This is a genomic window from Streptomyces decoyicus (genome assembly GCF_019880305.1).
GTDB lineage: Bacteria > Actinomycetota > Actinomycetes > Streptomycetales > Streptomycetaceae > Streptomyces > Streptomyces decoyicus.
In genome coordinates this window covers 7,451,265-7,463,423 of record NZ_CP082301.1, presented here as the reverse complement: position 1 = coordinate 7,463,423, position 12,159 = coordinate 7,451,265, and the positions used below count along the sequence as shown (strand labels likewise).

Annotated in this window: 13 protein-coding genes; 7 read left to right on the top strand and 6 right to left on the bottom strand. The window is 71.3% G+C overall.

Features of this window, described 5'->3' with window-relative positions; all coding sequences use genetic code 11:
- Positions 1-32 precede the first annotated feature (32 nt).
- Positions 33-1,007: a dTDP-glucose 4,6-dehydratase gene (gene rfbB, locus K7C20_RS32505; RefSeq protein ID WP_030077577.1), complete on the top strand. Its 975-nt coding sequence runs from the start codon at positions 33-35 to the stop codon at positions 1,005-1,007.
- A gap of 158 nt (positions 1,008-1,165) precedes the next feature.
- Here the strand turns inward: rfbB and K7C20_RS32500 are convergent, their stop codons facing one another.
- Together K7C20_RS32500 and K7C20_RS32495 are read right to left on the bottom strand one after the other, a co-directional pair.
- On the bottom strand, positions 1,166-2,296 hold the full coding sequence (locus K7C20_RS32500; RefSeq protein ID WP_048828938.1) for an acyl-CoA dehydrogenase family protein: 1,131 nt from the start codon (positions 2,294-2,296) through the stop codon (positions 1,166-1,168).
- 391 nt (positions 2,297-2,687) lie between these two features.
- Complete coding sequence (locus K7C20_RS32495) at positions 2,688-3,179, bottom strand: SRPBCC family protein (RefSeq protein WP_048828939.1); 492 nt, start codon at positions 3,177-3,179, stop codon at positions 2,688-2,690.
- A 204-nt stretch (positions 3,180-3,383) separates the two neighbouring features.
- Here K7C20_RS32495 and K7C20_RS32490 point away from each other — a divergent pair, with 204 nt between their 5' ends.
- From K7C20_RS32490 to K7C20_RS32480, 3 genes are read left to right on the top strand one after another with little or no spacing between them, the layout of a single operon-like run.
- A complete protein-coding gene (locus K7C20_RS32490) occupies positions 3,384-4,169 on the top strand; it encodes an SDR family NAD(P)-dependent oxidoreductase (protein WP_030077580.1) in 786 nt (261 codons plus the stop codon).
- Positions 4,170-4,210: 41 nt separating this feature from the next.
- Positions 4,211-4,744, top strand: a complete 534-nt coding sequence (locus tag K7C20_RS32485) for a flavin reductase family protein (RefSeq protein WP_030077581.1) — start codon at positions 4,211-4,213, stop codon at positions 4,742-4,744.
- Complete coding sequence (locus K7C20_RS32480) at positions 4,741-5,685, top strand: MBL fold metallo-hydrolase (protein ID WP_245171118.1); 945 nt, start codon at positions 4,741-4,743, stop codon at positions 5,683-5,685. Before K7C20_RS32485 ends, K7C20_RS32480 begins: the two co-directional genes overlap by 4 nt.
- 149 nt (positions 5,686-5,834) lie before the next feature.
- Here the strand turns inward: K7C20_RS32480 and K7C20_RS32475 are convergent, their stop codons facing one another.
- Positions 5,835-6,284: a nuclear transport factor 2 family protein gene (locus tag K7C20_RS32475; RefSeq protein ID WP_030077584.1), complete on the bottom strand. Its 450-nt coding sequence runs from the start codon at positions 6,282-6,284 to the stop codon at positions 5,835-5,837.
- A gap of 201 nt (positions 6,285-6,485) precedes the next feature.
- Between K7C20_RS32475 and K7C20_RS32470 the strand changes: the two genes are divergently transcribed.
- Both K7C20_RS32470 and K7C20_RS32465 read left to right on the top strand, forming a co-directional pair.
- A complete protein-coding gene (locus K7C20_RS32470) occupies positions 6,486-6,965 on the top strand; it encodes an Lrp/AsnC family transcriptional regulator (protein ID WP_053209171.1) in 480 nt (159 codons plus the stop codon).
- Positions 6,966-6,990: 25 nt separating this feature from the next.
- On the top strand, positions 6,991-7,713 hold the full coding sequence (locus K7C20_RS32465) for an HAD family hydrolase (RefSeq protein ID WP_053209170.1): 723 nt from the start codon (positions 6,991-6,993) through the stop codon (positions 7,711-7,713).
- Positions 7,714-7,722: 9 nt separating this feature from the next.
- On the opposite strand, the gene K7C20_RS32460 is transcribed toward K7C20_RS32465, so the two are convergent.
- Together K7C20_RS32460 and K7C20_RS32455 are read right to left on the bottom strand one after the other, a co-directional pair.
- Positions 7,723-8,805: a sugar ABC transporter substrate-binding protein gene (locus K7C20_RS32460; protein WP_030077590.1), complete on the bottom strand. Its 1,083-nt coding sequence runs from the start codon at positions 8,803-8,805 to the stop codon at positions 7,723-7,725.
- A gap of 685 nt (positions 8,806-9,490) precedes the next feature.
- Positions 9,491-10,330, bottom strand: a complete 840-nt coding sequence (locus K7C20_RS32455) for an SDR family NAD(P)-dependent oxidoreductase (protein ID WP_053209169.1) — start codon at positions 10,328-10,330, stop codon at positions 9,491-9,493.
- A 97-nt stretch (positions 10,331-10,427) separates the two neighbouring features.
- Between K7C20_RS32455 and K7C20_RS32450 the strand changes: the two genes are divergently transcribed.
- Positions 10,428-10,889, top strand: coding sequence for a MarR family winged helix-turn-helix transcriptional regulator (locus tag K7C20_RS32450; RefSeq protein WP_030077593.1), 462 nt, complete (start codon positions 10,428-10,430; stop codon positions 10,887-10,889).
- 84 nt (positions 10,890-10,973) lie between these two features.
- Here K7C20_RS32450 and K7C20_RS32445 read toward each other — a convergent pair whose 3' ends face one another.
- Positions 10,974-12,137, bottom strand: coding sequence for a PucR family transcriptional regulator (locus K7C20_RS32445; RefSeq protein WP_053209168.1), 1,164 nt, complete (start codon positions 12,135-12,137; stop codon positions 10,974-10,976).
- Between the last annotated feature and the right edge of the window lie 22 nt (positions 12,138-12,159).

Here is a 12,159-nt window from a genome sequence, read left to right as displayed (position 1 = left end):
ATGCATCCCCTGGTCCCGGCGGAGGCCGGCACATGAAACTCCTGGTGACCGGCGGCGCCGGCTTCATCGGCTCCCACTACGTCCGTACACTCCTCGCCGGCGGCTACCCGGGCCATGAGCAGGCCGCGGTGACCGTCGTGGACAAACTCACCTATGCGGGCAACCGGGCGAACCTGCCGGCGAGCCATCCGCGGCTGACGTTCATCGAGGGGGACGTCTGCGACCGGAGCCTGCTCCTCGGTCTGCTGCCGGGCCACGACGCGGTGGTCCACTTCGCCGCGGAGTCCCATGTCGACCGCTCGCTGACCGACGCCGGCGCGTTCGTCCGCACCAACGTCGGCGGCACCCAGACGCTGCTCGACGCCTGTGTCGCCGCCCGCATACAGCGGGTCGTGCACATCTCCACGGACGAGGTGTACGGGTCGATCGCCGAGGGCGCCTGGACCGAGGACCACCCGCTGCTGCCCAACTCCCCCTACGCCGCGTCCAAGGCGTCCGCCGATCTCGTGGCCCGCTCGTACTGGCGCACCCACGGTCTCGATCTGTCGATCACCCGCTGCTCCAACAACTACGGCCCCTACCAGCACCCCGAGAAGCTGATACCCCGGTTCGTCACGAACCTGCTCCAGGGAGAACCGGTGCCCCTGTACGGGGACGGCAGGAACGTACGGGAGTGGCTGCACGTCGACGACCACTGCCGGGCCGTCCAGCTCGTGCTGACCCGCGGGAAGGCCGGCGAGGTCTACAACATCGGCCAGGGCAACCAGCGCTCCAACCGGCAGATGACCGAGCTGCTGCTGGAGCTGTGCGATGCGGATCCGCACCTGGTGCGCTCGGTGCCCGACCGCAAGGGCCACGATCTGCGCTATGCGCTGGACGACGGCAAGATCCGCCGTGAGCTGGGGTATGCGCCCGCGGTCTCCTTCACCCGGGGCCTGGGCGAGACGGTGGCCTGGTACCGCGACAACCCGGCCTGGTGGAAGCCGCTGAAGGGCGATCCGCAGTGAGCGGAGTGCTCTTGGCCGTACCCGGTGCGCGGCTTGCCTGAGCGGCAGCCGCGCACCGGGCGCAGGCGAGGCCCCGGTCGCCGGGCGGACGGGCAACGGGTAAGGGGTGGTGCGGCCCGCGGGCCGCACCACCCCTCTTCGCTGCTGCCACCCGGATCTCAGCCGCCGGCCGCGCCCAGCAGCACCGCCGAGTAGTTCTTGCGGGCCGCCGTGTCGTACTGGAGCGCAATGTGACCGGCCGCGGAGGTGACGTCGCGCCACAGCCGCTGGAGCGGTGAGGACTCCCCCAGGCCACCGGTGCCCGCCGCCCGGACCAGCAGGCCGACGGCGTCGGTGCACAGCTCCGCGGCGAAGGTGGCGTTGCGCTCGTTGCGGGCCATGTGCTCGGGGGTGAAGCGGCGCTCGTCGAGCACCTCGGCGTTCTGCTCGACGAGGTGGCGTGCGGCGTCGATCCGGCCGGAGGCACGGACCAGCAGCAGTTCGTTCGACGGGTTGCGGCGCCGGCCGGTCATGGTCGCCGCGCTCGCGGCCAGCGCACCGGCGGCGGCGCCCACGACCGGTGCGATGAAGGTGAGTCCGCCGACGGCCTGGAACGGCACGTTGTGCGCGGCCACATCGGAGTCGATGCTGCGGCCGGCCAGCATGTCGGCCCGGTCGAACGACAGATGACCGGGGACGGCGACCCCGTCCACCGACACCGTGTGGCTGCCGGTGGCGCGCATCCCCACGTTGTCCCAGGTCCGCTCGATGGTGCAGACCTCGCGCGGCAGGGCGAAGAACCGCATCAGGGGCGGCCCGTCGACGCCGGCCGGGCCGCCGGCCACCGAGGCGCACACCAGCACCCGGTCGGCGAAGTCGATGCCGCTGACGTACGCCCAACGGCCCGAGAGCCGCCAGCCGTCGCCGTCGGGCACCGCACGGCCGCCGGGCATCAGCGCGGTCGCGATCACCGGGTCCGGGTTCGCGCCCCAGACCTCCTGGTGGCCGCGGACGGGCAGATGACTGGTGAAACGGGCCGAGTAGGCGCTCAGCGAGGCACACCACGCGCTCGCCGCGCAGGCCTCCCCGATCGTGAGGACCGCGCGGGTCAGCTCCGCGAACGTCCCCTCGGCGCCGCCCCAGGACCGCGCCACGAAGTGCCGGGCGAAGCCGGCGCCGCGCAGCGCGTCGATAACGTCCGGGGAGAGTGCGCCGGCGCGGTCCGCCTCGGCCGCGTGCACGGCCGCGAGGATGCGCACCTTCTCCGCGGCCGGGACGAGCCCGGTGTCCAGCTGTGTATCGGCAGGCATCCTCATGTCCTCCTGTGATGGCGGGTCCGTGGTGCTGTGATCCGTGCGGTGAGCTGCGCTGTGACCGGTCAGGGTGCGGGGGCTGCCTAGAGGTCGGCTGGACCGTGGCCGGGGCGACGGGAACCACCACGCGCGGCCGGACCGGCGCGGGCCGGAACCGGCGAGGCCCCGGACCGCGCCGTTGGGGTCCGGGGCCTCGGTAGGCAGGGGCGTACGGGGTGCGGGCGTCCCTGCGCGGTGGCGCGGCGCGTCCTGGGGTGGTGGACGCACCGCGCGCCACACGGCGGCGGGGCACCGCCGCGGGAGTCGGCGGCGGACGGGGGAAGAGGCGGGCCGCAGGCATCGGGCCGGCCGCCCGTTCCGTCTGCCGTCTGTCTTCTGCCGTCGGCTGTCAGATGGCGCGGGCGAACCGCTCCAGCGTCTCCCCCGGGCTCGGCCCGTCCAGGGCCTTGAAGATGCCGAACGCGCCCTCGCCGTGCCGGTGCAGCTTGACGTGGGCCAGCTCCACCTTCGTGGTGTGGGCGTCGACGGCCGTGAAGTCGACCTCGATCTCGCTCGCCCGCTCGTCGTCCGGGATCGACTGCCAGTGCCCGTCGATGCGCCAGGTCATCACGAGGCGGCGCGGCGGGTCCCACTCCAGGACCCGGCCCCAGGCGATCTCGTTGCCGTCCACGTCCCACTCGTAGTAGCGGCCGCCGACGCCGGGTTCGAAGGCGAGGCCGGCGCGTTCCTTCTTGACGAGGATGTGCGACGGCGGCCACCAGTCGGCGGGCCGCTCGGTGAACACCTTGAAGCAGTGCTCGGGTGTGGCCGCGACCGTCACCGACTTGCGTACGTCCGGGATCGTCTGCGGCGGTGTCGGTGCCTGTGTCTGCTCGGGCACGGCTCCTCCTTCATTCCTTCAGGGCTGGGCGCACCGGCACGCTGACCCGTCCGCCTCGACACCGCGTCGAGCCCCGCTCGACCTCCGCCGTACGCCACCCGCACGGTCGCTGCCCCCGCCGCAACGCTCCAGAGGCAGTCGAGATCCGCGCAAGGCCGCGCCGCCACCGTCGGCAGTCCGCGGCCACGACAACGGGAGAGCACCATGACTGACGCACCACGACGAGTCGCCTTCGTCACCGGCGCCACCAGCGGGATCGGCCTGGCCGTCACCGAGCTGCTGGCCCGTCAGGGCAGTGCCGTGTTCGGCGTGTCCCGGGGCGAGGAGAATGTGCACAGCACCGTCAAGCGACTGCGCGCGGAGGGGCTGGAGGTCTCGGGTACCACCTGCGACGTCTCCTCACCGGAGCAGATCCGCGCGGCGGTCCGGCAGGCCGTCGAGACCTACGGCCGCATCGACATCCTCGTCAACAACGCGGGGCGCAACGGCGGCGGCGAGACCGCGAAGATCGACGACGCGACCTGGCTCGATGTCATCGACATCAACCTCAACAGCGTGTTCCGGGTCACCCGCGAGGTGCTGACCACCGGGCGGATGCAGGACGGCACCTGGGGCCGGATCATCAATATCGCGTCGACCGGCGGCAAGCAGGGAGTGGTGCTGGCGGCGCCGTACTCCGCCTCGAAGCACGGCGTCGTCGGCTTCAGCAAGGCCGTCGGTCTGGAACTCGCCAAGACCGGGATCACCGTCAACGCGGTCTGCCCCGGTTTCGTCGAGACGCCGATGGCACAGCGCGTACGCCAGGGCCACGCCGAGTACTTCGGCATCTCGGAACGGGACGTCCAGGACAGGTTCGAGGCCAGGATCCCGACCGGCCGCTATGTCACCCCCGAGGAAGTGGCCGGCCTGGTGGGCTACTTGACCACCGACGCCGCCGCCTCGGTCACCGCTCAGGCGCTCAACGTCTGCGGCGGACTCGGCAATTACTGATCCGGCACCCCGCCGCGGACGACAGAGACGGAGCCCCACCGATGACCGACCCCGGCACCACCCTCCTGGAAGTTCCCGACACCGCCACGTTCCGGGCGGCGATGGGGAACTTCCCCACCGGCGTCACCCTGCTGACCCAGGGCATCGGCGACGGGACGATCGTGATGACGCTCAACAGCCTCGCCTCGGTCTCCCTCGACCCGCTGCTGATCCTGGTGTCCGTGAAGAAGGAAGGCCGGATGCGGCCGAGGATCCGGCACGGCGGCGGCTACGCCGTCAACGTACTCGGCGAGCAGCACCACCGGCTCTCCACGGAGTTCGCCCGCCCGGACCGCCCCGAGGGGCAGCAGGCGATGGCCCGCATCGGCGCCGTCGAGGGCACCACCGGCAATGCCGTCATTCCGTCCGCCGTGGCCGCCTTCGAATGCCGGCTGGACAGCGAATACGAGGCCGGGGACCACGTCCTGCTGATCGGCCGGGTGGTGTCCGTGCACCGCGCGACCGACCGGGCCCGGCCGCTGGTCTTCCACCAGGGCCGCTACACCCGGCTCTCCGGCGTCCAGGAGACCGCGTGAACGCCCCCGTCGCCGCCCTCCGCGCCCCGCTGCCGACGGTCGAAGCGCCCACCCTGCGGGAGCTGGCCGACGGCGTCTTCGTCTACGAACAGCCCGACGGCGGCTGGTGTCTGAACAACGCCGGAGTGATCACAGGAGGCGGCAGGTGCGTCCTCGTCGACACGGTCGCGACCCGCGCCAGGGCCGAGCGGCTGCGCGACGAGGTGACACGCGTGGCGCCCGGCGGCCCGGACACCGTGGTCAACACCCACTTCCACGGCGATCATGTCTTCGGCAACTCCCTCTTCACCCCCCGCGCCACGGTCATCTCCCATGAGGGGACCCGCAGCGACATGGCCGAGTCGGGGCTCGGTCTGTGCCACCTGTGGCCGGACGTCGACTGGGGCGAGGTCACCCTCGCCCTCCCCGACCAGACGTTCACCGAGCGGCTGACGCTGCGGGCCGGTGAACTGAGCGTCGAGCTGCTCCACGTCGGCCCGGCCCACACCGCCGACGACGTGGTCGTCTGGGTGCCCGAACGCAAGGTGCTGTTCACCGGCGACGTGGTGTGGTCCCAGGTGACGCCCTACGTCCTGATGGGCTCCCTCACCGGTTCCCTGCGCGCCCTGGAGCGGCTGCGCGCCTTGGGGCCCGAGACCGTGGTCTGCGGCCACGGCCCGGTCGCCGGGCCCGAGGTACTGGACGCCACGGAGGACTATCTGCGCTGGGTGGGCCGGCTGGCCGAGGACGGTCTGCGGGCCGGCCGCAGCCCGCTGGAAACGGCCCGCGCCACCGAACTGGGCCGCTTCGCCGGCCTGGTGGACGCCGAGCGCCTGGTCGGCAACCTGCACCGCGCCTACGCCGAGGCCACGGGTCTGCCGCCCGGCGCCCGTATCGACGTCGCGGCCTCCTTCCAGGAGATGGTCGCCTACCTCGGCCGTCTCCCGGCCTGCCACGCCTGACGCCGCTCCCCCGTCGGGGCGGCGACCGCGTCCCGGCAAGCGGCGAGGGCGGTGGGAGAACTCCCACCGCCCTCGCCGCCGCGTGCGCCACCGGACTCCCCCTGCGCGTACCGCTGTCCGCGCCTCACGCCGTACCGGGGGCCGTGCCGTCAGAAGGCGACCGGGCTGTCGCGGTGGATCACCCGCGACTGCGTCAGCAGCTGCCCGTCCCGTCGCACCAGCACATCCTCGACCGTGAAGGTCGGTTCGAAGGTCACCACGCCCTCCCGGTCGGTCCGGGTGACCAGGGAGTAGTACGACACCCTCAGCTCTTCCCCCTGCCGGCCGACGGGCTCGATCAGCAGATGGTCGAACCAGTGCCGTACGGCGATGTCTCGGTAGCGGGGCAGCGCCGCCCGCATCCCGGCGACCATGGCCTCCCGCCCCTTCGCCAACTCGCCGTTGGCGTGCAGCACTTCACCGTCCTCGGTGAACGTCGCGGCGAAGCCCTCGATGTCCAGGGCGTCCACGCGGCGCATCTGGCGCGCGTAGAAGGTCCGCACCTCGGCGTAGAGGTCCCCGGTGACCTGACTTTCCGTTGCCCGTACCACCTGCGACACGGCTGCTCCCTCCGCTGAACGCCGACCGCCACGGAAGGCGACCCGGTCACGGCCCACTCTTCCGCCCGGGACTTCAGTACCTCTCCAGCGGCGCTGGAGCTCGGCTGCCGTCAGCCGATCGCTCACCCTGCACCGACTTGACTGGGCCATTGGTACAGTCACGACGCCCAGGAAGCCGACCTTGTGAGGAGCCGTTGCAGGATGGCCGTGGATGCCCTCGATGCCAGGATCCTGCGGCTGCTGCTGGAGCAGCCGCGCACTAGCGTGCGGGAGTACGCGCGTCTCCTCGGTGTCGCCCGGGGAACCGTCCAGGCGCGCCTCGACCGCCTCGAACGGGACGGCGTGATCACCGCCTACAGCCCCCTGCTGTCCCCCGCGGGGCTCGGCCACCCCGTGCTCGCCTTCGTCCACATCGAGGTCACCCAGGGGCATCTGGAGGAGGTGGCCGACGCGCTGGCGGAGGTCCCGCAGATCATCGAGGCGTTCTCGACGACCGGTGGCGGGGACCTGCTGACCCGGGTGGTGGCACGGGACGCGGCGCATCTGGAGGATGTGATCCAGCAGCTGATCAGCGTGCCGGGCGTGGTCCGCACCCGTACGGAAGTGGCGCTGCGCGAGCGGGTGCCGCACCGGATGCTGCCGCTGGTCGAGGCGGTGGGCACCGCCGCGGGGCCGCGATGAGGCGCCGCTTGGCATCCTGGTGGGTATGAGCAGCTCCCCCGCGTCCCCGGCCGCGCCGGCCCCACCCGCTCCGGTGATCTTCGACCTCGACGGCACGCTGGTCGACAGCGAGCCCAACTACTACGAGGCCGGGCGCCGGCTGCTGGCCGGGTACGGCGTGCCGGACTTCAGCTGGGAGCACCACACGCGCTTCATCGGCATCGGCACCCGCGAGACGCTGGAGATCCTCAGCCGGGAGTTCGGTATCGACGCGCCGGTCGAGGAGCTGCTGGAGGGCCAGAACGGCACCTATCTGGAGCTGGCGCGGGCGCACACCGCGGTCTTCCCCGAGATGCGCGCTTTCGTGGAGCGACTGTCGGCGGCCGGGCATCCGATGGCGGTGGCGTCCGGCTCGTCCCGGCCCGCGATCCGGGCGGTGCTGGCCGGTACCGGTCTCGATGCGCTGCTGACCACGATCGTGTCCGCCGAAGAGGTGGCCCGTGGCAAGCCCGAGCCGGATGTGTTCCTGGAGGCGGCGCGCCGGCTCGGTGTCGATCCCGGGGACTGTGTGGTGCTGGAGGACGCGGCGCCCGGTGCGCGCGCGGCACACCGGGCGGGGATGCGGTGCATCGCCGTCCCGTATGTGGCCGCCACCGCCGACGACCCGGCGTTCACGAGCGCCGGGCTGCTGTTCAAGGGCGGTCAGGGGGAATTCACGGCGCGGGCCGCGTACGAGTGGCTCGGGCAGCCGGTCCGCTCTTCCCCCTGACCGGCGCGGTCACTCCAGGCCGAGGGACTTGCATTCGGCGGCGAGGTCGCCGGCGCAGAGCAAGTCGGTCCGGACCGTGCCGTCGCGGACGACGGTGTCCTTCATGTTCTTCCGGGTGACGATCTGCGCCTTGAACAGCGTGGCGGGGATACCGGACTTGCTGCTGTTGTCGGCGGTGGTCGACGTCAGGGACTTGATGCTCTTGCCGCGCAGCAGGCGGAAGGCGATTTCGGCGGCGGTTTCGGCCTCCGGCCTGACTTCCTTGTAAATCGTGAAGGACTGGGTGCCGGCCACCAGCCGCTGCAACGCGGGGAGTTCGGCGTCCTGGCCACCGAGCGGCACATTCTTGAGACCGGCCGACTTGAGTGCAGCGGCGATACCGCCCGCCATACCGTCGTTGGCCGAGTAGACCACGTCAAAACCCTCCGGCCCCTCGGCGTTGATGACGTCGGTCATCTCCTTCTTGGCCGCCTTCGCGGACCAGTCGGGGATGTCCTTCTCGTAGACGATCTTGTGGACCTTGCCGTCGAGGACGCTGTGCGCGCCCTTCTTGTAGGACGGCGCGTTCGGGTCGGTCGGGGAACCGTTCATCATGACGACGTCGGAAGTGGCCGCCTGGGAACCGAGGGCGGCGAGAATCCCCTGCCCCTGGAGCCGGCCGATCTTCTCGTTGTCGTAGGAGACATAAGCCGCGACATCGCCCTCGGCGAGCCGGTCGTATGCGATGACCTTGACGCCCTTCTTGGCGGCCGAGTCCACCCAGCCCTTGACCGCCGCGGCGTCGACCGGGTCCAGGATGATGACCTTGACACCCTTGTCCACGAGGGCGTCGAACTGTCTCTTCTGGGCGTCGACCTTCTGCTCGGCATTGTGGTAGTCGAGCTTGCATTCGAGGCAGAGCGAAGCAATGCGCGAAGAAATAATGCGGCGGTCGAACTTCTCGTACCGGGCCGCTTTGCTCTCCGGCAGGAGCAGCCCGATGGAATCCTTGCCGGCGCCGGCGTCCTGTTGCTCACTCCCACAGGCCGCCAAGGGCGCCGCGAGCGAAAGCGCCATTGCGCCGGTGAGGGCGCGCCGCATTATTGCATTCATTTCCGGTACCTCCAAAGGGGCCGCCTGACCGGCCCAGAACGGCTGAAGTGAACGCTATCTGCGGCCCTACCGTCAAGAATCGAAGCAAGAACGATATGGAAGCGAGGTGTGCCTTGACTCTCTGAACCCCCGTCACTCGACGGCGTTCCGGACAGGACCGAAACGGTCAATTCATTCCGGAACACTCCGGAACGCTCCCGTTCTCACCCCCGCCACGTCGGCCGTGTCAAAGCGGGAGAAAACCGGGCCCTTCACCCCCGGCGGTCCTGCCAACCATGCGATATCCGAACGGAGTTGGCAGACCGCACCGGAAAGCGAACTCGCGCGCGGGCAGGCACGACGGTGTTTCGCCGCACCTGCCGCCCGCAAGAAGAGCGGGAAATAGATGCTGGGCACAGCTTTCCGGGGCGACCGTCAGCCGAGCGGGCAAGTGGTCAAGACCAATCGGAGCCAGGCCGGCGACGTCCGGGCGAGGGCCACGGCACAACCCTTTCCACTCCGCAGTCAAATACGGCGGCAGAAATGGGGAATTCCGGGGAATGTCTTCAGCATAAATTTTCGACCCGGGCCCTCTTCGTCAAGAGAACCCGGGCCATGACAATCCCCGTATCGCGTGAAGCACTGCGCGCGCACCAGCCGGATGGGCCGGACGCAGGGCCCTGGGACCGGACGCGGCCGCACCGGGTCAGCCCACCCAGCCACCCGTCAGGCCGAGCACCGCCGAGCCGTCCAGGTCGGTGAGCTTGGTGCCGGTGAAGCCGCGCGCCCAGTCCGACGTCTGGATGCGGAACGCGGGACGGTCCGCGGTGAGCGCCTCCAGTACGGCCTCGGCGGCCTCGGCCGGGGTCTGCGCGCTGCCGGCGAACTGCGCGACGGTGCGGTCCAGGTACGCCTTCAGCGCGTCCGCGTACGGGCCCGCGGCGGCGACCTCGCCCTCCAGGTCGACCCCGATGTTGTTGACGAACTCGGTCGCCACGGCGCCGGGCTCGACGACGGAGACCGTCACCCCGAGCCGCGCCGCCACCGGCGCCAGACTCTCCATATAGCCCTCGACGGCGAACTTGGCCGCACAGTAGGCCTCGTTGAAGGGCTGCCCGACGACCCCGCCGACGCTGGTGACGGTGACCAGACGACCGCCGGTGGCGCGCAGATGAGGCAGCGCCGCCTTCGAGACATGCAGCACGCCGAAGAAGTTGACCTCCATCACCTTGCGCACCTCGGCGACGGCCTCGTTCTCCAGGGTGCCGAGGTGTCCGGCCCCCGCATTGTTGATCACGGCGTCGAGGCGGCCGTGATCGGCGATCACCCCTTCGACCGCGGCGGCAACGGAATCCTCGTCGGTGACATCGAGCTGCCGGACATCGAGCTCCACCCCCGCCTCCGCGGCCGCCTCGCGCAGCGCGGCGGCACGGCCGGTGTCGCGCAGCGTCGCCACGACCTGCCAGCCGGCCCGCGCCGCGGCGACCGCGGCGGCCAGGCCGATGCCGGAGGACGTGCCGGTGATCAGAGCAACCTTGGAAGACATGGCAGACCTTTCGGCTCCGTATGACGGAGCAAATTAAGTGCGTGTACACACACCATAGACATTACGTGCGCGCACACGCAACCGGTAGCCTTGCCGCATGGCGAAAAGGAAGCTCACCCAGGCCGAGATGCCCGTGGCCGACCACGCGTTCTACGGGCTGGTCTGGGCCGGAACCGTCCTCACCGAACGCGTGGACCGCGCCCTGACCAAGGCCCACGACCTGCCGGTCTCCTGGTTCGAGGTGATGCTCTGGCTCGCCTCCAGCCCGGACCCGGTCCCGGCCTCCGTGCTCGGGAACAGCACCATGCTCAGCCGCAGCCAGGTCTCCCGCGTCGTGGACGCCCTGCAGAGCCGCGGGCTGGTCACCCGCACCCCCTCCGCACGTGACGCACGCTCCGTCGAGGTGTCTCTCACCCCGGAGGGCCACCAGCTCTTCGAGGAGGCCGAAGCCACCCGCCGCTCCTGCCTGGCCCCGGTCTTCACCGACCTCCTCGACCATGAGGACCTCGAAGCGCTGAGCACGGTGTGGCAGAAGCTCAAGGCCCACAAGGACGGCTAGGACGACCGAGGGCCGTCCCGTATTCCCTGGCGGGCCATGGGCGGACCAGGGGGCCAGGGCGGACCGGACGGCGCCGTCGGCGCCTCAGTGGGCGATCGTCCGGGCGATGTCCAGCGTGAGACGCTGCCAGGGGTCGCGCGGGTCCCGCGTGGTGAGGTCGCTGATGCGGCGCAGGCGGTAGCGCAGCGACTGGGGATGGAGGCCGAGCCTTCGGGCGGCGGCGTTCGCGGAGCCCGTGTCGAGGTAGGTCGTGAGCGCTTCCATGAGGTGGTGGCGGCCGGGCTGGACGAGCGGGCCGAGGATCAGCCGGCCGATCTGGTCGGGAGTGCCGGCGGGACGTCCGCCGAGCAGCGCCAGCACCTGGGCGTCACCGTCCGTCAGGACCCGCGCCGGGTGGTGGGCGTGCGCGGGCGCCGTGTCCAGGGCATCGGCCGCGAGCCGGTAGGCGACGGCGATACGGTCCGGGCTCTCGCCCGAGATGGCACAGCCGCGCAGGCCCCGCTCGCCCAGCGCCCGCGGAGCGGCCCCACCGGCCGCGGCGGGCACCAGCAGGACCACGCGCGAGCCCCGGACCGTCGCCAGCGAGGTGGCCTCACCGCCGTGGCCGTCGAGCGAGACGAGGAGCCCGACGGCCGTCTCCTGCGTCACGGCCGCGCCGTCCCCGTCGGCCGGCTCCGCCACCAAGAGGCAGTAGGGGTCGGGCAGTTGCCGTCCCAAGCGGGCGGCCCGGTCGGTCAGCGCGCCGACGGAGGCGTGCCGCCCCGCGATCAGGTCGTCGAGGAGCAGCCGCAGCGCGCGGTCGTGGTCCGCGGTGAGATCTTCGCTGGTGGCGGTATAGGCCGTGGCCATCTCCTCGGCGAGCGTGTCGAGGGTGGTCAGCGCCATCCGGGCGAGTGCGAAGGCATCCGGTGCGCCCGGCGGGGGTGTGGCGGCCGCGACCTCGTCCGTCATCACCGTCGCCGCGACGCGGTAGGCCCGCAGGACCGCCTGCATCGGGCGGCCGTCCGCGGCCCGCGCCGCCGCGATACCGCGGAACCGCCGGAGGTCGGCCGGGGTGAGTGCACTGTCGGTGACCCAGAGATGGAGCAGCCGGTCCAGCGCCCAGGCGGCGATGGCACGCACCTCCTGGAGCCGGCTGTCGTCGAGCACGGCGTAGGCCGGGACCTGCTCGCGCACGGCGGTGAGGATCGCCGCGACGACCCGCGGAGCGGCGATCAGCTGCTGGCGGATACGTTCCCGTTCCTTCATCACAGGGTGATGATTCCACCCG

Excerpts from the sequence above, each read along its gene's own strand:
- rfbB (WP_030077577.1), top strand. The coding sequence starts at position 33 with ATGAAACTCCTGGTGACCGGCGGCGCCGGCTTCATCGGCTCCCACTAC.
- K7C20_RS32500 (WP_048828938.1), bottom strand. The coding sequence starts at position 2,296 with ATGCCTGCCGATACACAGCTGGACACCGGGCTCGTCCCGGCCGCGGAG.
- K7C20_RS32470 (WP_053209171.1), top strand. The coding sequence starts at position 6,486 with ATGGCCGTGGATGCCCTCGATGCCAGGATCCTGCGGCTGCTGCTGGAG.
- K7C20_RS32445 (WP_053209168.1), bottom strand. The coding sequence starts at position 12,137 with ATGAAGGAACGGGAACGTATCCGCCAGCAGCTGATCGCCGCTCCGCGG.
- K7C20_RS32450 (WP_030077593.1), top strand. The coding sequence starts at position 10,428 with ATGGCGAAAAGGAAGCTCACCCAGGCCGAGATGCCCGTGGCCGACCAC.
- K7C20_RS32460 (WP_030077590.1), bottom strand. The coding sequence starts at position 8,805 with ATGAATGCAATAATGCGGCGCGCCCTCACCGGCGCAATGGCGCTTTCG.
- K7C20_RS32455 (WP_053209169.1), bottom strand. The coding sequence starts at position 10,330 with ATGTCTTCCAAGGTTGCTCTGATCACCGGCACGTCCTCCGGCATCGGC.
- K7C20_RS32485 (WP_030077581.1), top strand. The coding sequence starts at position 4,211 with ATGACCGACCCCGGCACCACCCTCCTGGAAGTTCCCGACACCGCCACG.
- K7C20_RS32490 (WP_030077580.1), top strand. The coding sequence starts at position 3,384 with ATGACTGACGCACCACGACGAGTCGCCTTCGTCACCGGCGCCACCAGC.
- K7C20_RS32465 (WP_053209170.1), top strand. The coding sequence starts at position 6,991 with ATGAGCAGCTCCCCCGCGTCCCCGGCCGCGCCGGCCCCACCCGCTCCG.